The organism is Lacrimispora struthionigena (genome assembly GCF_048627165.1).
Classification (GTDB): domain Bacteria; phylum Bacillota; class Clostridia; order Lachnospirales; family Lachnospiraceae; genus Lacrimispora.
This window is the reverse complement of record NZ_JBMBWP010000001.1, coordinates 758,904-775,796: the sequence shown is the minus strand read 5'-3', so window position 1 is coordinate 775,796 and position 16,893 is coordinate 758,904. Positions and strand designations below refer to the sequence as shown.

The 16,893-nt window shown below is 42.1% G+C and carries 16 protein-coding genes; 4 read left to right on the top strand and 12 right to left on the bottom strand.

Annotated features, from left to right (window positions below):
- Positions 1-2: 2 nt before the first annotated feature.
- The 5 genes from ACOAOT_RS03545 to ACOAOT_RS03525 all read right to left on the bottom strand — a co-directional run bounded on the left by ACOAOT_RS03545 (position 3) and on the right by ACOAOT_RS03525 (position 4,012).
- Positions 3-1,157: a double-cubane-cluster-containing anaerobic reductase gene (locus ACOAOT_RS03545; protein ID WP_420216643.1), complete on the bottom strand. Its 1,155-nt coding sequence runs from the start codon at positions 1,155-1,157 to the stop codon at positions 3-5.
- 102 nt (positions 1,158-1,259) lie between these two features.
- Entirely contained in the window at positions 1,260-1,715 is a 456-nt protein-coding gene (def, locus tag ACOAOT_RS03540) for a peptide deformylase (RefSeq protein WP_420215715.1), read from the bottom strand.
- Positions 1,690-1,950 (bottom strand): helix-turn-helix transcriptional regulator, encoded by a 261-nt coding sequence (locus ACOAOT_RS03535; RefSeq protein ID WP_420215714.1) that lies wholly within the window; start codon positions 1,948-1,950, stop codon positions 1,690-1,692. The genes def and ACOAOT_RS03535 overlap by 26 nt, the downstream gene beginning before the upstream one ends.
- Positions 1,951-2,101: 151 nt before the next feature.
- Positions 2,102-2,626: a PTS sugar transporter subunit IIA gene (locus ACOAOT_RS03530; RefSeq protein ID WP_420215713.1), complete on the bottom strand. Its 525-nt coding sequence runs from the start codon at positions 2,624-2,626 to the stop codon at positions 2,102-2,104.
- A gap of 27 nt (positions 2,627-2,653) precedes the next feature.
- Complete coding sequence (locus ACOAOT_RS03525) at positions 2,654-4,012, bottom strand: PTS transporter subunit EIIC (RefSeq protein WP_420215712.1); 1,359 nt, start codon at positions 4,010-4,012, stop codon at positions 2,654-2,656.
- Between the two features lie 261 nt (positions 4,013-4,273).
- On the opposite strand from ACOAOT_RS03525, the gene ACOAOT_RS03520 reads away from it, so the two are divergent.
- Both ACOAOT_RS03520 and ACOAOT_RS03515 read left to right on the top strand, forming a co-directional pair.
- The gene (locus ACOAOT_RS03520) at positions 4,274-5,473 is read left to right on the top strand and encodes an enolase C-terminal domain-like protein (protein WP_420215711.1); all 1,200 of its coding nucleotides are present in this window, start codon (positions 4,274-4,276) and stop codon (positions 5,471-5,473) included.
- Positions 5,474-5,499: 26 nt separating this feature from the next.
- Positions 5,500-6,228: a GntR family transcriptional regulator gene (locus ACOAOT_RS03515; RefSeq protein WP_420215710.1), complete on the top strand. Its 729-nt coding sequence runs from the start codon at positions 5,500-5,502 to the stop codon at positions 6,226-6,228.
- A gap of 5 nt (positions 6,229-6,233) precedes the next feature.
- Here ACOAOT_RS03515 and ACOAOT_RS03510 read toward each other — a convergent pair whose 3' ends face one another.
- Positions 6,234-6,710 carry a VOC family protein gene (locus ACOAOT_RS03510; RefSeq protein WP_420215709.1) on the bottom strand — a complete coding sequence of 159 codons (477 nt, stop codon included), beginning with the start codon at positions 6,708-6,710 and terminating at the stop codon, positions 6,234-6,236.
- 248 nt (positions 6,711-6,958) lie between these two features.
- Between ACOAOT_RS03510 and ACOAOT_RS03505 the strand changes: the two genes are divergently transcribed.
- Positions 6,959-8,005, top strand: a complete 1,047-nt coding sequence (locus ACOAOT_RS03505; RefSeq protein ID WP_420215708.1) for a PocR ligand-binding domain-containing protein — start codon at positions 6,959-6,961, stop codon at positions 8,003-8,005.
- 60 nt (positions 8,006-8,065) lie between these two features.
- Here the strand turns inward: ACOAOT_RS03505 and ACOAOT_RS03500 are convergent, their stop codons facing one another.
- From ACOAOT_RS03500 to ACOAOT_RS03475, 6 genes are all read right to left on the bottom strand, one after another.
- Positions 8,066-9,004, bottom strand: a complete 939-nt coding sequence (locus ACOAOT_RS03500; protein ID WP_420215707.1) for an ArsR/SmtB family transcription factor — start codon at positions 9,002-9,004, stop codon at positions 8,066-8,068.
- 117 nt (positions 9,005-9,121) lie between these two features.
- Positions 9,122-10,744 (bottom strand): glycoside hydrolase family 43 protein, encoded by a 1,623-nt coding sequence (locus ACOAOT_RS03495; protein WP_420215706.1) that lies wholly within the window; start codon positions 10,742-10,744, stop codon positions 9,122-9,124.
- 4 nt (positions 10,745-10,748) lie between these two features.
- Entirely contained in the window at positions 10,749-11,594 is an 846-nt protein-coding gene (locus ACOAOT_RS03490; protein ID WP_420215705.1) for a carbohydrate ABC transporter permease, read from the bottom strand.
- 2 nt (positions 11,595-11,596) lie between these two features.
- Complete coding sequence (locus ACOAOT_RS03485) at positions 11,597-12,493, bottom strand: carbohydrate ABC transporter permease (protein WP_420215704.1); 897 nt, start codon at positions 12,491-12,493, stop codon at positions 11,597-11,599.
- A 32-nt stretch (positions 12,494-12,525) separates the two neighbouring features.
- Positions 12,526-13,902, bottom strand: a complete 1,377-nt coding sequence (locus ACOAOT_RS03480) for an ABC transporter substrate-binding protein (RefSeq protein ID WP_420215703.1) — start codon at positions 13,900-13,902, stop codon at positions 12,526-12,528.
- A 62-nt stretch (positions 13,903-13,964) separates the two neighbouring features.
- Positions 13,965-14,933 (bottom strand): glycoside hydrolase family 43 protein, encoded by a 969-nt coding sequence (locus tag ACOAOT_RS03475; RefSeq protein WP_420215701.1) that lies wholly within the window; start codon positions 14,931-14,933, stop codon positions 13,965-13,967.
- A gap of 284 nt (positions 14,934-15,217) precedes the next feature.
- Between ACOAOT_RS03475 and ACOAOT_RS03470 the strand changes: the two genes are divergently transcribed.
- Positions 15,218-16,858: a putative polysaccharide biosynthesis protein gene (locus ACOAOT_RS03470; protein WP_420215700.1), complete on the top strand. Its 1,641-nt coding sequence runs from the start codon at positions 15,218-15,220 to the stop codon at positions 16,856-16,858.
- The last annotated feature ends 35 nt before the right edge of the window (positions 16,859-16,893 follow it).

Here is a 16,893-nt window from a genome sequence, read left to right as displayed (position 1 = left end):
TCTTAAAGCATCTCCACAAAAGCGCCTGCCCGGGTAGAAAGCTGCCCGATATCCGCAGTGCTGTAATCCGTCTCCAGCTGCAGGTAAGGGATGTTTTTCTCCTGCATAAACAATTTAACGGAATGTGCCTCCACGGCATAAGGGTGGCAGGCCTGGAGCGTCATCTCAACCACTCCGTCAATGTGAAACTGCTCACAGAGGCGCTCTAAAAGTTCAAACCGGTTTGTATCCGGCGTCATGACTGCACAGCCAATCTGCAGATAGTGATCTGCAAGGTTGGTTAGTGGATCTCCCTCTTCCCTGCACTGTCTGTCCATCTGTTTTGCACCGGTACAGTTTTCAAATACCACGACTACTCCACCAGCTTCTTCAATCACCCGTACTACTTTTTCCGTCACACCACCGATGGGGCACCCGGTAACCAGAATGCGGGGAGCACTGGCAGGAACTGGTCTTTCTCCTGCATCATAAGCCTGTCTGATTCCGGCAATGGCGTTCTCGATTTCCCTTATTTTCTCTTCCCAGTTAAATTTAAACTGGGAACCAAACAGGATCTGAAGCTGTCGCATTCCTGTTAAAGGAGGAGGTGTCATTGTGCTTAACTCATAGAGTTCTTTTAACAGCTTTCTCTCCATATTTCGTCTTCGAATCGCATCCTGAAGCATCTCATCTGTAATGGTGACATGAAAATCCTTTTCCACCCGTTCCTTTAACCGGACCAGTTCTTCTCTCCAGAGGGCCTTTGCCTGGGGCGTGTTCTGCCGTTTGGGCAGCTCCAGAATATGTACATTTTTGATCTTGCCAAGAAGTTCATACATTTTTACTTTTCCATCACAGGTGGTTTCTCCCACCACCAGATCAGAGAAGTACATATACGGGCACTTATCCGTAACGGCAAAGCCGTAGCTGGACTTGATCAGGGGACATAAATTGCTGGGGAGATCCTTTTCCGCTTCAGGAATCGTCTCGTCGCTGGTTGCACATAAGCCTACTGTAACAAGCCCTGCAGCCATAAATATTTCCTGGGGGGTATAGGTGCAAAACTGACCTACCACTCCGGTGCCACTGTCCTTTAATTCCTTCATAGCCAGAAATCCATCCTGTCTGGCTTTTGCAAAGCTGTCAAATATCCGGGGTAACTGGGTTTTTAATTCCACCATAATTTCTCTCCATTTCGACACGTATTGTATGTATAATCATACACTAAGACACATAAAATGAAAACACCCATCTTTCGACAGGTATCCATTCCTAAGATTCTAAAGTTCAATTTCTTCTATGGCTTTATCCAGAAATATGATTCCGTCCAGATGCTCCAGTTCATGACAGAAGCATTTTGCCAGCTCATCTTCCCCTGTGATCATGATCTCTTTCCCGTTCTCATCCAGTGCCTCAATGGTAACTTTTTGCGGACGGATGGTCTTTACAAAACGATCGGGAAAGCTAAGACAACCCTCGATGCATTCCTGCTCTCCGCTGCATCCAATAATTCTTGGATTAACAAGCTTTAACAGGCAGTCACAGTAATCAATTACTACCAGCCGCTTGCAGATCCCTACCTGATTGGCCGCAATGGCGGCTCCGTTCTCCGTATGATGCAGGGTTTCCAGCATATCATCCAGGTTTTGCCTGATTTTGTCGTCTATGACCGTTACTTCTTTACAGCGTTTCCGAAGGAGCTCATCCTCATTATACCGCAGCTTCCTGACAGCCATTCTTATCCCTCCTGCTTTTATCTGCTCTGGATTTCCGTTCACTTTCCTCAAACAGAAATACATCCTCAATGGGACGTTCAAATACACTGGCAATATCATAAGCCAGCCAGATGGAAGGCTCAAACTTTTCTGTTTCAATTGCATTGATTGCCTGCCTGGAGGTACCGACCATCTCGCCAAGCTGTTCCTGGGTAAGCCCTTTTTCCTCTCTCAACTGTTTGATCCGATTTTTCATATTGTCCCTTTCTATTGTCATGTTAACATTACATTTAGTATATAACGTTTCTATTGTAATGTCAACCTTACACACAAGGAATCATATATAAAAAATCTTGCAGATACTGAGCAAAACGCCGTTCCTGCAAGATTTTTTACTGTTCTATATTCTAGGTATGATTCTGAAATGAGTACAGAAGATCCAGTGGCTTTACATAACCCAGTGTGGGATCTGTCATCGTTCCCAGTGCTGAACCATTGGAAACAAGTACTACTACTGTAACCGGGTATCCTTGTTCCTGTATCCATTTCCGTTTAAATTCTATCAATAACTCCCCTGCTTTAATGCGGTCTCCCTCTTTTACAAATGCTTTAAAGCCCTTTCCTTCAAGTTCTACGGTATTAATACCTATGTGAATCAATACTTCCATTCCATCATCGGTCTGGATGCCCAATGCATGCCCGGTTGGAAAAACAGCAGCCACTACTCCTTCTACGGGAGCATATACCTGATCTGCCACTGGCTGGATTCCAACACCATTTCCCATAATTCCTTCCGAAAACACTGGATCTTCCACTTCTTTTAAAGGAATGACAACTCCCTTCACCGGGCTGTAAACCGTCAGTTTCTCACATACAATCTTTTTTTCACATTCTCTGTTTTTTTCTCTTTCACCAAATAACCGATGTAACAAAATAGGTCTTCCTCCCTTAGTATTTAATTATTTCGTATCCATTTTTACTACAAATAAGTATGACAAGAAGAACGAAAGTCCAAATGCTATGATCCATCCCATTGCTGCATAAACAAAGTACGGTCCGATATAAGCTGGGATACTGAACACGCTGGACGTAATATATCCGTATAACCTTACACCAAATGCACCAATAAATGCACTTCCCACACAGCTTGCAATGGTAGCTGCTAAAAATCCTTTTTTATATTTTGTTAATATACCAAAGAGTGCCGGTTCCGTAATACCCAGAATCCCGGATAACACAGCTGATAAAACAATGGATTTATCCCGCTGGGTTGTCTCTTTGAAATAACATCCACATGCAGCACCTACGATAGAAAGGTTTGCAATGAACATCATCGGCATCAGCATATCCCACCCTTTTGTTGCAAAATTCTCCAAAGCAATGGGCGTCATGGCATGGTGCATACCAACCAGAATGGATACCGGACGGATAAGCCCCATAACGAAGCCTGCGAAAATCGGAGAAATACCAAACAGGAAATCAAGCATTCCAGCAAGTCCTTTTCCCATATAGATACCAATGGGACCGATTACAGTCAGGGTGAAAAATCCGGAAATTAATAAGGTTAAGGTAGGAGTGACAACCGTTCTGGCCGCTTCCGGCACCACTTTATCCACCCATTTGTAAATGTAGCTTAAGGCAAAGACTCCGAAAATAATGGGAATTACGGAGCCGGAATAATTAAATACCGGAACCGGAATTACTCCCGCAAATAAAAAGCTGCTGATTTCTTTTGCCTTAGCGGCGTCAACCATGGTAGGATACATGATAATAGAAGCAATTGCTGCTGCCAGATATTGGTTTGTCTGAAATTTCTTAGCTGCAGACACTGCGATAAAAAATGGCAGAAACGTAAATACACCGCTGGCCAGCATGTCAATAATCTTATAAGTATCTGTAGTATTGGTAATGACTCCCAACGCAACAAGACCGCCGATCAGTCCTTTAATCATACCCGCTCCTGCTATGGCAGGTACAATGGGGCCGAATACGCCTGAAACCATATCCATGAACCATGTTATAAAATCTTTCTTCTGCTTTTCTTCTCTTTTAACCGGTGTCTCGCCTTCGTTTAGCTGAAGCATTTCCATCAGGATCTCATAATATTTATGTACACTGGTCCCGATCACGATCTGAAGCTGGTCCTTGGCAAACTGAATCCCCATAACACCTTCTAAATTCTTTATCTCTTCCTGTTTAATCAGATCTTTATTCTTTAAATCAAAGCGGAGCCGGGTCATACAATGCCATGCATTGATTATGTTTTCTTTCCCACCCACATATTCTATAATTTTAGCTGCAACTTCCTGCTTTTCCATTTTTCAATGGTACCTCCTTCAGTTTTTGATGTTTTAGGCACGTGCTTTGTGGTCTAAATATAGCATAGGCGTATTTTTTTGTAAACCGCTCCATTTTTCGGTTTGCATTGTATAAAATCCTTGTAAATAAAGGGTTTATTTGACTTATTATTTCAAATTGGACTGTTTATTTTGGCGTTTCTGCAAATCAAAAAGCCAGGTTGACATCACCCTGTGCCTGTGATTAAATTAGACTCATACAAAACAAAAGGAGTATCTGACATGAGACAAACCATTATCACAGACATCCGCTGCTTTATTACTAATCCGGAGCGGCATAATCTGGTAGCTGTAAAAGTTATGACAGACCGGGGCGTTTACGGAGTAGGCTGCGGAACCTTTCAGCAACGGCCGCTGGCAGTAAAATCTGCTGTGGAGGATTATTTAAAGCCCATCCTGATCGGCCGGGATGCCAATGATATAGAGGATCTCTGGAATCTGATGATGGTCAATTCCTATTGGAGAAACGGACCTGTCTTAAATAATGCCATATCAGGCATTGACATGGCGCTCTGGGATATCAAGGGAAAACTTGCTGATATGCCGTTATATCAGCTTTTAGGCGGAAAATCCCGCACTGCCATCCCCGCCTATACCCATGCAGTTGCAGATTCCATGGAAGAGTTATATCAGGAGATTGAACGAATCCGCGCAGAAGGGTATCAGCATATCCGGTGCCAGCTTGGATTTTATGGAGGAATACCAGACGATCTTAAGACTCCTTTAAACCCGGTTTCCGGCACTTATTTTAATCAGGATGACTATATGCATAACACAGTCACCATGTTTTCAAAGCTTCGAGAACGTTATGGCAGGGACTTCCATATTCTTCATGATGTCCATGAACGTCTCTATCCAAACCAGGCCATTCAATTTGCCAAGGAACTGGAACAATATCACCCCTATTACATTGAAGATCTTCTTCCACCGGACCAGAATGAATGGCTGTCCCAGTTACGAAGCCAGTCCTCCGTCCCTGTTGCAACCGGGGAACTATTTAATAATCCCATGGAATGGAAACATCTGATCATCAACCGTCAGATTGATTTTCTTCGCTGCCATGTGTCACAGCTTGGGGGTATTACTCCCGCTCTCAAACTGGCTGCACTTTGTGAAGCCTTTGGTGTCCGGATTGCATGGCACACTCCCTCCGATATCACTCCCATTGGGATTGCTGTAAACACTCACTTAAACATCCATCTGCACAATGCTGCAATTCAGGAAGACATTGAGTTAAAGGACAAGATAAAAGCCGTGTTCCCTGGCTATCATGAGTCCCAGGGCGGATATTTCTATCCCATCGAACGTCCGGGCATTGGTGTGGATATTAACGAAGAGGAGTTATCCCGCTATCCGGTTGTCTATCGTCCCCATGAATGGACCCAGAGCCGGATTCCGGACGGCACTCTTATCACTCCGTAATAACTGCGCTCTATGGAGGTGTGACTATGAGCTCCAGAAAAACAGAATTTATTGTAATAGATTTAGTCAGTAAAATATATCAGCAAAAGTTCTGGAATAACAAACTCCCCACCCAGAGGGATCTGGCATCTGCTTATCAGGTGTCCCGTTTTACCATACAAAAAGCCCTAAAGCGTCTGGAAAGCATCGGTCTGATCTCTGTTATTCAGGGAGATGGCATCTATGTCCGGGCCCGGGCTCTGGGCAATCCTCTGGTATATAACTCCATGATTGAAGTTCCCTATCAGGAGCTTCAGTCTAAAATGCTTTACTTAAAAAAGATTATTCCCGACCCAAAGCTGATCAGTATCTTTAATCTAAACCAGAACGAGGAAGTCTGGGAATACAAACGGTTACGTATTGTCCGATATGAAATAACCCAGATTGAAACCGGCTGGATTCCCTGCCGTCTGTTCCCGGAACTGAGCAGGGAAATCATTGAAGATTCCATACAAAATCATGCATTAAAAAACAAGTACCAGATCTCCCATTTCATGACCAATTATCAACCCGATTCCCTGACAAAAGAAGAAGCAGAGTTATTGGGCTGTAAAAAAGGAACTCCGGCGATGGAAATTACATCACGCGGAGTTCTAAAGGATGGAACCATATTTGTATACAGTAAAATCTGTGCCATCCATTATGAATGTACTTATATTATACCATTTAATAAAGAAGTATATCTGTCCCGAAGGAAAAAAGGGAAGCAGAAATAACTGGTTTAACGGCTATTTCCATGATTGCCTGTCTCCAGTATTGCAGAAATGGGCAGTCTGGTTTTCGCAGCCGTTTCCTCAGCAGTCATTCCCGAACCCAGCAGTCTGGCTATCACACCAGACTGAGCTTCTCCTATCTCCAGTATATGATGGTCCGGATCAAAAATCCGGACCGTTTTCTGTCCCCAGTCCCGCTCAAAACATGGATTCAGATATTCAATGGCATAGCTGGAATTCTCCAGCCTGCCAAGAAAACGTTCCATATCATATTCTTCAAAATAAAGAGCACTGTCAAGTCCACCAAATTGCACCCCGTTTCCAACTCCGCTCTCCCAGGCAGATTTCTCCTGCAAAACCAGCCCTTCTGTAAGAATCACATTCTCTCCAAAATCCGTTACAACAGAAAGACCAAACAACTCTTTATAGAAGGTCTTGGATATTTCTATATCTTTGACAGTCAAGAGTACATTCTTCAGTTTCATATTCCCACTCCTTTTTCATTCTTTTATTTCATTATACCATCACTTACAGCAAGTACAAAATACATATAAAAGCAGTAGGTTAAATTAAATATATTCCCCATACAATTCTTCCAAATGAGAACCACAATCAATAAAAAACTCCTAAATTATATATACAAATTACGATTTAAGTGGTAAAATTTATGTAAAATCATTCGACATATTTCAACACAATGTATTAAATTTCAACATTTATGGAGGACATGTATATGAATATGAATCATGAGGAAAATGTTTATAAAACACTTTCAGAGATCAATCTGTCAGATGTCATGGAGATCAGTCTGCTGCAGAAGTTCCTTGATAATTTTGCAGTTAGTATGAATCTGGCCAGTGTTGCGGTGGACCGGGAGGGAAATCCTGTTACAAATCCAAGCTCCTATACCAGAATCTGCGCAAATTACACCCATTCAACAAAAACCGGAGACGACCGGTGTGCTGCATCCCATAAAAGAGGCGGTCAGGAAGCAGCCAGAACAGGAAGACCCTACATCTTTAAATGCCATTCAGGACTGATCGATTTTGCAGCTCCAATCATGGTGGAAGGGGAATTAATTGGAACAATTCTCGGCGGACAGACCTTAAGCGGCAGGCCAAATGAAGATGAATTCCGCCGGGTTGCAAGAGAAATCGGAGTCAATGAAGATCAATACATAAATGCCCTTCATGAAGTGAAGGTTACCTCAGAAAAAAGCATACAGGCAGCCGCAGAAGTACTTTTTATCGTTGCTAACTCACTTTCCCAGATCGGGTATCAGAAATACAAATTAAAAACAATGAGCAAAGATCTGGTAGATCAGTTTACCGTAATCGAGGCAACCATGGAAGAGCTTGCCTCCTCCTCCATACAGGTTAATGAAAATCAGAATGAACTGAACAAGGAGATCTTAAATGTAAAACAGATATCCGAGGAGATCAACGTCATTCTAAACTCCATTAAGAGCATTGCAGATCAGACCAAGCTGTTAGGACTGAATGCTTCCATTGAAGCAGCACGGGCCGGTGAGGCTGGTAAAGGCTTTGCAGTGGTTGCCACAGAGATACAAAAGCTTTCCCAGAATTCAAAAGATACTGCAACAAAGGTGGTACAGCTGACCGAAGACGTACAGAAATCAATCACAAAGACATTGCAGTTTTCCAATTCAACCATGAAAAATACGGAACAGCAGTCATCAGGCATCGAGGAAACCACTGCAAGTATTGAAGAGGTTTTAGCTTTAACAAATGAATTGAATAAAATGGCGAATGCGAAATAAAAAATACCGGGAAATGATATCCTTGAGAATCATTTCCCGGTATTTTTTACGTTTCCTACATTAATCTTCCCGTTTTCCTTTTATCGGACTATAGTGAACCCGGACTTTAATATCCTGGTTATAGTTACCGAAGCTGCTGCCAAATATGGTTAATCCGCCTGCATTTACTGCGTCTTCCTTTACCTGGAATTTTAATTTGATGGGGCTGCGTTTATCCAGTTTAAAATCATCAATGGTAACGGAAGATATCTTTAAACCATCAATAAAGGTTCCATATTGATTGACCACAATCATCTTAAGCAGACCATACTGATTCCAGTTGGGGAACCACCAGTCCGGTGTGAAAATTCCCGGAACATCACCGAAATCCCCTGGACTGGTCCACGTTCCCAGTTCCACATTGTTGATGCTGATGGTAATATCGGAAGGCCAGTCATTGTTAACTCCAGGCGCTTCACTCCCGATTTCCACAGAAAATGTAATCTGATCTATTTTTTGAAGAGGTGGTAACAGATTAGGAATTACATATTCAACGTATCCTTTGGTAAACCAGACAATGTCCGCCTGATACCGGTCCGGGTGAGCAAAATAACGGGGATCGTCTACCTCTCCAATAATTGCCTGGCTGCTGGCCAGACCGCATGTGGGCAAAACCTCATAATCCGTAAAATATCCCACTTTAATATCCGTGGTGTAGGTGTTTTTTCCATCGTCACTTTGTTTTGGAGCAATATCGACCAACAATTTATCTACATTTACACGGCATATTTTCTGGTTCCCGTGACCATTGTGCTCTGAAATCACACAAATCAGTCCACAGTCTTCCAGTTTCTTAATATGACTGGTCAAAGCTCCATTGGTCACCCCTAAACTGGAGGCCAGCTCATTCATGTTCAACTCGGTGTGCTCAATTAGAAGCTTTATAATATTAATTCTTAATTCCGATCCCAGAGCCACAAATATCTTCAGCCCTTCCTCAACACTCTTAATATGCAGCATAGCAAATCCTTTCACGCAGATGGGCAGTATACTATGAAAATCTTCTCTTTATTCTAACTATCATCATACATGAATTCTTGTTTTCATACAATACTGTTTTTTAATGAACCCAACGGCTCACTTTACCCTGCTGGCCCATATACTGGTGTTATTATCCCCAATGGCAGTAAAAGTCATCACCTGCTCAGAATCCATTTTTTCGTTATGCTGTTTAAAGAATACGCCGTGATACTCCGTATTGTCCATTCTAAGGGTGATGTAATCATACCGGTCTCCTTTTGTCTTTTCCCACGTTCCTTCCCTGTCACCTTCAATTTTCCCGTCTTTCAATAAAAGAATGGATTCCGGGCTGCTAAGACTGGGGGAGGTATCCGAACCATGATTAATAAATTCATATCTGCCCGTAATCTCACTATTCCGGTAATGCCCCGCCGATTCATTCCGGTTTTCAAATACAGCCGTCACCGGCCAGCCCTTCTGATTAAGAAATTGCTGGTGAACCCGGACTTCATGATACTCGGTACCCTGATCAAATCTCTGATGGTAAATCAGATAATGCTGTCCGTCTTCGTCAATGAATGCTGAGTTGTGACCGGCCGCTTTATATCCCACACTGGCTCCGGAAAACTTATAATTACCAATCAGCTTAATGCCGTAAGAATCATTGTTTCTATAACTGTCCGCCGCATGATTGCCTGCCGCATCCAGATAAGGCCCCGTGACCTCCTTTGACCGAAACAGGCGTATGTTGTATCCGCCATTGGCTGTCAACGCTCCATATGTCTCATATAAATAATAATATCCGGCAGCAGCATCATAGACAATATAGGGTCCTTCTCCTGACTGATGATTTCCTCCTGCAAGGTGGATACCAAAATACCGGTCAACATAATTTCCGCTTATTGAGTCCTGAAAATCCGTTCCTGGGTATATTACATCTCCTGTCTCTCTGTCCAGTTCCAGCAAATAGATTCCGCCGGACCAGGAACCATAAACCATATAGAGCCTTTGACCCTGTTTGTCAAAAAACAGTGCCGGATCAATGGTGTTTGGACAATAGTTGTGATTCCACTCTTCCCCAGTAAACCACTTTGGGTTTAATCCATCTTTCAATTTTCCCGAATCAATCAGCTTTTTAATATGTATGGCATCCGTATCCCACCGGGTATTTCTCTGACTTTTCCCGTCTGGCTTTCCGTTTTTCGTAAAACCGGAATAGACAACTGTACTGACATAGGTATAGGGTCCTTCTATATCCTGTGATACTGCATAACCAATACAGGAGCGGCGCCATGTGGAGGAGGCGCTGTAATAAATCATATAGGCCCCTTTTGTACCATCACCGTTTTTATAATAGGGATTCCAGATCACATCCGGCGCCCATACGGCATATTTCCCACCTGAGCAGTCTCCATCATCGTAACCTGCCCAGCGAAAAGATTCTGCCAGGTTCTCTTTTACATTACCAAAAATCCAGTTATTGGTAACATTATCATAATCCCCACCCAGAGATCTCCAGTCCACCAGATCTTTTGATTTTGCGCCTGCCAAATGAGAACCAAATATATAATATTCTCCGTTTTTAGCCTTTACTATGGATGGATCGTGGACTGATACCCGATCAGGTAATTTACTTCTTCCCCCTGCAAAGGCAGCGATTCCCCCGGATACCAGCAGAACCATAACCAAAACTGCAACTCCATATTTAACTGCTTTTATACGTTTTATTCCTCCGCCCATTTCTTCACCCCTTTACTGCTCCAGCTGTCATACCTTCAATAAAATAATTCTGAAAGCATAAGAATACGATCAATACCGGTAAAATTGCAAACATGGATCCTGCAATTAATAAATCATAATTATTGCCGTAAGGGGTCAGCAAAGTATTCAGGCCAATTGGCAATGTGAATTGATTGGAGCTCCGGTAAACCATCATGGGCCAGAGCATATTATTCCATGATCCCATCGCACATAAAATCCCCATGGCCGCAAATGCAGGTTTGGTTAAGGGCATCATGATCTTCACACAGATTCCAAACTCTGTGGCTCCATCGATCCTTCCAGCATCCAGCAGTTCCTTTGGCAGAGAAACCATATACTGACGGAAGAAAAAGATGGTAGATGCACTGCATAACCCGGGCAGAATTACGCCGGCAGTGGTATCAATCAGTTTTAAATCGATCATCTCCTGATACAGAGGCAGCATCAAAATCTCAAACGGGACCATCATGGTTGCAATTACCAGAAAGAACAACACATTCTTCAGCCTATAGTTATACATGGTCAGTCCATAAGCTACAAAATAGCAGATAATCAGCGTCAGTACTACGGAAAGCAGCGTCAGTACCATGCTATTTTTAAACCACATAAAATACTTTTTTGAATCCGCATTCCAGGAAAAAAGATAAGTGTAATTGCTAAATGACATTGTGGAAAAATCCAGATTAATGCTGAGTCCGCGGCGGATCAATTCTCTTCCCGGCCGGAAAGAAGCCAGAAAGCCTGCCATTACAGGAAACAGTACCAATAGGCTGAGGAATGCGAAGGCTGCCGTTGACACTGCTGAAAGGAGTTTTTTCTTATTATTCATAATTAATTTTCCTCCTTTTTAAAAGTTCCGTTAAGAATCAGCTGAACCACATTTATAATGAGTGCCATTCCAAGGAGAGTCAGACCCACAGCTGAGGCATATCCCATCTGATTCTTTTCAATTCCCCTTTTATAAAGATATCCCACAATGGTCAGCCCAATGTTTTTTGGCGAAGAATTACCTGCCCACAGCATAAAGCTCTCCAAAAACATGGACAGTCCGGCATAAACACTGATGGTCAGTACGTAAATCGAGGTGGGTCTCAGCAAGGGAATGGTAATATAACGGAATTTGTTCCATGCTGATGCACCGTCTATGGAGGCTGATTCATACAGGGTGGTATCAATGCTTTTAAGCCCAGACAGAAAATACAGCATATTTACACCGGTCCACCTCCAGCAGCATAGGGTTAAGAGTGCGCACATGGCGAATCCTTTTTCTTTCAGCCATGGAATGGGAGCCTTTCCCAGAACGTTTAAAAAGACATTCATCTGACCCGTAGGAAGTTCGGAAAACATCAGGCGGAATAAAGTACCTGAAATCACCACAGATGTCAGGGCTGGTAAATATAATGCCCCTTTCCATAATCCTTTTGCCTTTACCAGATTGCTGTCCATTAGAACAGCAAACAACATTGGAAATGGAATCAATAATGCAATAGAAAAAAACATATAAGTAAGACTGTTTCTGATTGCTGTGTGAAACGTAGTATCTTTCAACAGCTTCTCATAATTTGTAAGACCGATCCATTCAATCTGACCCGGAAGAATACTCTGAAAACTCATTTTAACCGTGCTGAACAGAGGATAAATCCAAAACACAGTAAAACTCAATAAAAATGGCAGCACAAATAGAAATGGAGCTGCTTTTTGCGAATAGAAAATCCGTTTTATTTTCATTCAACCCCCTCCAATGGTGAAGCGTAGCAGAACTACTGCTCCAATTCCAGATAATCCTGGGCTTCCTTTAAAGCCTCATCCACATCCTTACCGTCTTGTAAAACCTGGTTTAAAGTCGTTGTACAGAAATAATCATTAATTGCAGGAGTCATCTTTGTAATACTTAAGGTATTGATTTCTGATTTAACCTCATTTAAAACATCAAAGGGATTTGTCTTAAAAAAGCTGATATATTGATTGGATGAATCATTGGTTACTGTAGCATCTGTCCATAAGTCTGTATTGCATACATCAAATCCCAGCTGCTCCCAGATCTGGCGGCTTCCTTCTGAAGAGCACTTGGCATATGTAATAAAGTCTGCTGCCAGCTTTGGATCTGAAGACTGTTTCGTCACCACAGTTCCTGTCCCTCCAATTCCTACAGACCGGTTCTGACCTTCTTCAAATACCGGCAATGGAGCCAGTGCGATCTTCCCTTTCATCTCGGGCATATAATTAACAAAGCGGCTCATAAACCATAATGCCTTGGGAAAAGAAGCAATATTACCATCCAGGATATTCTGGAACCCCTCTTCCAAATCCACAATACCAGCTGGTGAGACCATGGCAATCCCGTCTTTTAACCAGGCCTGCTGCATGGTAAGCATATTTTTCACAGATTCAAGCTCCACATTCAGGGTGCCGTCCTTACCAGCTGCCCAGTCTTCCCCATATTCAGACATGGCAACTGTCAACCAGTCAACGCCCCCAGTATCCACACTGGTCAGCTTCACCTTTCCATCTGACGCCTCTTTTAATTTTCTTCCGGCCTCGGTGTAATCGTCCCATGTCTTGATTTTGGTATAATCAATTCCATACTGATCCAGTATTTCTGTATTGTAATACATAACCGTAGCTCCTACATGGGTAGGCGCGCCATAGTAATTACCATCTTTTGAATAAACATCTAATCTGGAAGGTACCAGATCATTCTGATACGGCTTGATTGCATCATTTAATGGATAAAGCTGTACATCCCCCTGAAGAAAATTTGGAAACTGACCGATCTCCACATCACAGAGATCCGGCGCTCCCTGTCCGGTCTGTAATGCCATAATCAGTTTATTATGCATATCGGAAAACGGATAAGTCGTAAAGGTTACCTGAATCTGACGGTCAGGATTCTCTTTATTCCAACGTTCCACCATATCTGCGTAAAATGTGTTATGCAGTTCAGCAAATGACCACATATTAAGGTGTGTGCCGGAATCCGGCCCAACTGTATTCACCACTTCTTTGTTCTCTTCTGATGCTGATTCCTGTACATCGGTATTTGCTTTTGGATCTGATCCTGCTTTGTTACTGCATCCAGATAAAATCATAGCTACCGTTACGGCACCAGCCAGGAAAACAGTTAAATTACGTTTCATATCGTTTCTCCTTTACATTATATTGAATTATTTTAGTTTTATCTAAACATTTTGACAAAAAATTACACCCCGAAGGAAAACACTGGTTCCCCCTCTTCACTCCATTTCACTTTCATGATCATTGTATGCCGGTTGGGATCATAAAGAGGGTTTCCACCTATATCACCATATTCTCTCCCATGATAGATGCAATAATCAGTGACATTATCTTCTGCTTTTACAAAAGAATTATGACCAGGTCCATAGATGTGCTTTGTTTCGTCCGTTACTAAAACAGGCTTTCGGCATTTCTTCCATGCATGGGGATCCATCACATCACCAGACTCATTAAGGGTTAGCATGCCCATGCAGTAATTCCTTCCCGTATCACTGGCGGAATAAGTCAGATAGATCCGGCCGCCATGCTTTAAAACCGCCGGTCCCTCATTTACCCAGAATCCCCTTCTCTCCCAGTCATAATCCGGTGTTGACAGCAGGATATGTTCTCCCGACAATTTCCAGGGATTCTCCATCTTAGACAGATACAGCTGGGATATCTTTTTACCAGTTCCGGTTTTCTCTGCCCAGACCATGTAGTATTCTTTCTCATGCTGAAAAACAGTTGCATCCAGAGAGAAATCCTGAAATGTGAAAAGATCCTCCTTTGATGCCTGAACCCTGCCTAACTCGTTCCACTTGTCATTTACAGGATCCGAACCCGTACACTGCAGGACATAAGGTCTGATCTTCCACTTGTTCTCTATTTCTCCGGCGGCATAATAGATGTACCAGCAGCCATTTAAATAGTGAATCTCCGGCGCCCATATGTGGAGGCTCTGCTCCCCACTTTCGTGTCTGCACCATATCACATGCTCTTTTGCAGTCTGCAACCCCATAACCGTATCTGCGCTGCGCAAAATAATTCTGTCGTATTCAGGTACTGAGGCAGTAAAATAATAGGTTCCGTCTTCATGTCTGCATATAAACGGATCTGCACGCTGACGTATAAACGGGGTGTTAAACTGAATATCTGATGTATTTGGTCTTTTCATACACTTATATTTGCTCTCCCTTTCTATTTTTGTGTATATTATACAATATATTTTATTTGAGCTCAAGTATCATTTTAGATACACTTGAATTATTTTTACTTTATCTAAATATTCAGAAGAATTTTATTATATGAGGCTGATTGGATTCACAGCGCAAAAGAAAAGGCGGGAATACAGAAATGATATCAGGATTGTAATAACTGCACAATTGATGTAAGATAGTACAGCATCGAAGTTTATCATACAAAGCATTTAAGTAAATATGACAGAGGAATAGAATTAATATGACAAACCAGAAAGAAAACAGAAACAGCATTATTAAGCAGGGCAGTATCTTAGCCGTTGCATCAATTACCGTACGCATAATCGGGTTAATTTACAGAATCCCCATGGCTAATATTATTGGAGAAAAAGCCATGGGCATCTATTCTGCCGCATTTGAAATTTATAATATTATACTTATTTTATCGTCATACAGCATGCCACTGGCTGTCTCAAAATTAATATCGGAAAAGCTGATTCAAAAAAGGTATAAAAACGCCAACATTTATCTTCTCAACTGCTTTGTTTTTTCAATTATTGTAGGGTTAACAGCAAGCCTTTTTCTATATTTAAATGCTTCCTGGATTGAAAGCAGCCTGTTAAACAAATACGCGGGAGTATCCAAATCCCTGAAAATATTAGCTCCTACGATTTTTATCGTTTCCGTGATGGGTGTGTTTCGAGGCTTTTTTCAGGGGAAGAGTACCATGGTTCCTACAGCTGTCTCCCAGGTAATTGAGCAAATCATAAATGCAGTTGTCAGTATCGCAGCTGCCAGTTATTTAATCAGTATAAACAGTTCCTCTCCTGAAGTGGCTGCCTGGGGAGCTGCCGGAGGTACACTGGGAACCTGCATCGGGGCATTATCCGGATTGCTGTTTCTTATCTTTATATTTGTTTTGTATTCTCCCAATATTCGAAAACAGATGAGAAAATATGATGGGGAGCCCACCGACAGTATTAAAATCATATATCAGTCCATTTTTATAACGGTAATCCCCATTATATTAAGCCAGACAGTCTACCAGGTAAATGGCGTCATTGATATATCAATGTTTAATAATATCATGGGGCGGAAAGGTTTTTCTGAAACTGACATCAGTATTCTCCAGGGTAACTACAGCACACTTTATAAGCTGTTAATCAGTGTTCCGATTGCCATCTCCAGTTCCTTTGGGGGTTCCATGATTCCAAGTATTGTAAGCTCGCATACCAATAAAAAGTACCATGAGACCAGGAAGAAGATATCAAGCGCAATCCTTTTTAATATGAATATTGCCTTTCCAAGTGCAATTGGATTAATGGTTCTGGGAAAGCCAGTTTTAAGCATTCTGTTTCCCAGATATAACGTGATATTAGGCGGAAATTTGTTGTTAACCGGTGCAGCCGCCATTCTGTTTTATGCTTATTCAACCATAACCAGTTCCACCTTACAAGGGATTAATAAGATGAAAATTCCAGTTATCAATTCAGCAATAGGCCTGGTCATTCATATCGGCGTGGTCTATCTCTGTTTAAATCATTTTAATCTGGGGATATACTCCTTGATTATTGGAAATATCACTCTTCCTCTCATCGTGATGATTTTAAATAGCCTGGCTTTAAATAAGTATTTAAGTTACAGAGAAAATAAAACCAAGATCTTCCTCAAACCATTTTTATGTTCCGTTATAATGGGAGTGATCTGCTATGCTGTTTATTATGGAATTTATTTCGTTATCAGAATTAATTCTATCTCTGTACTTTTGGCAATCACGGCTTCTGTCTTCGCTTACTTTTATCTGATATTGAAATTCGGCGGAATCAGCGGGGAGGAATTAACGGAATTCCCTGCTGGGCGCACCTTATACCGGGCAGCTGATAAGTTACATTTAATTAAATAACCATCTAAGAAAGCCTCCCATTGAATACCAATGCA

Excerpts from the sequence above, each read along its gene's own strand:
- def (WP_420215715.1), bottom strand. The coding sequence starts at position 1,715 with ATGGCTGTCAGGAAGCTGCGGTATAATGAGGATGAGCTCCTTCGGAAA.
- ACOAOT_RS03535 (WP_420215714.1), bottom strand. The coding sequence starts at position 1,950 with ATGAAAAATCGGATCAAACAGTTGAGAGAGGAAAAAGGGCTTACCCAG.
- ACOAOT_RS03525 (WP_420215712.1), bottom strand. The coding sequence starts at position 4,012 with ATGGAAAAGCAGGAAGTTGCAGCTAAAATTATAGAATATGTGGGTGGG.
- ACOAOT_RS03520 (WP_420215711.1), top strand. The coding sequence starts at position 4,274 with ATGAGACAAACCATTATCACAGACATCCGCTGCTTTATTACTAATCCG.
- ACOAOT_RS03515 (WP_420215710.1), top strand. The coding sequence starts at position 5,500 with ATGAGCTCCAGAAAAACAGAATTTATTGTAATAGATTTAGTCAGTAAA.
- ACOAOT_RS03510 (WP_420215709.1), bottom strand. The coding sequence starts at position 6,710 with ATGAAACTGAAGAATGTACTCTTGACTGTCAAAGATATAGAAATATCC.
- ACOAOT_RS03505 (WP_420215708.1), top strand. The coding sequence starts at position 6,959 with ATGAATATGAATCATGAGGAAAATGTTTATAAAACACTTTCAGAGATC.
- ACOAOT_RS03500 (WP_420215707.1), bottom strand. The coding sequence starts at position 9,004 with ATGCTGCATATTAAGAGTGTTGAGGAAGGGCTGAAGATATTTGTGGCT.
- ACOAOT_RS03495 (WP_420215706.1), bottom strand. The coding sequence starts at position 10,744 with ATGGGCGGAGGAATAAAACGTATAAAAGCAGTTAAATATGGAGTTGCA.
- ACOAOT_RS03490 (WP_420215705.1), bottom strand. The coding sequence starts at position 11,594 with ATGAATAATAAGAAAAAACTCCTTTCAGCAGTGTCAACGGCAGCCTTC.
- ACOAOT_RS03485 (WP_420215704.1), bottom strand. The coding sequence starts at position 12,493 with ATGAAAATAAAACGGATTTTCTATTCGCAAAAAGCAGCTCCATTTCTA.
- ACOAOT_RS03480 (WP_420215703.1), bottom strand. The coding sequence starts at position 13,902 with ATGAAACGTAATTTAACTGTTTTCCTGGCTGGTGCCGTAACGGTAGCT.
- ACOAOT_RS03475 (WP_420215701.1), bottom strand. The coding sequence starts at position 14,933 with ATGAAAAGACCAAATACATCAGATATTCAGTTTAACACCCCGTTTATA.
- ACOAOT_RS03470 (WP_420215700.1), top strand. The coding sequence starts at position 15,218 with ATGACAAACCAGAAAGAAAACAGAAACAGCATTATTAAGCAGGGCAGT.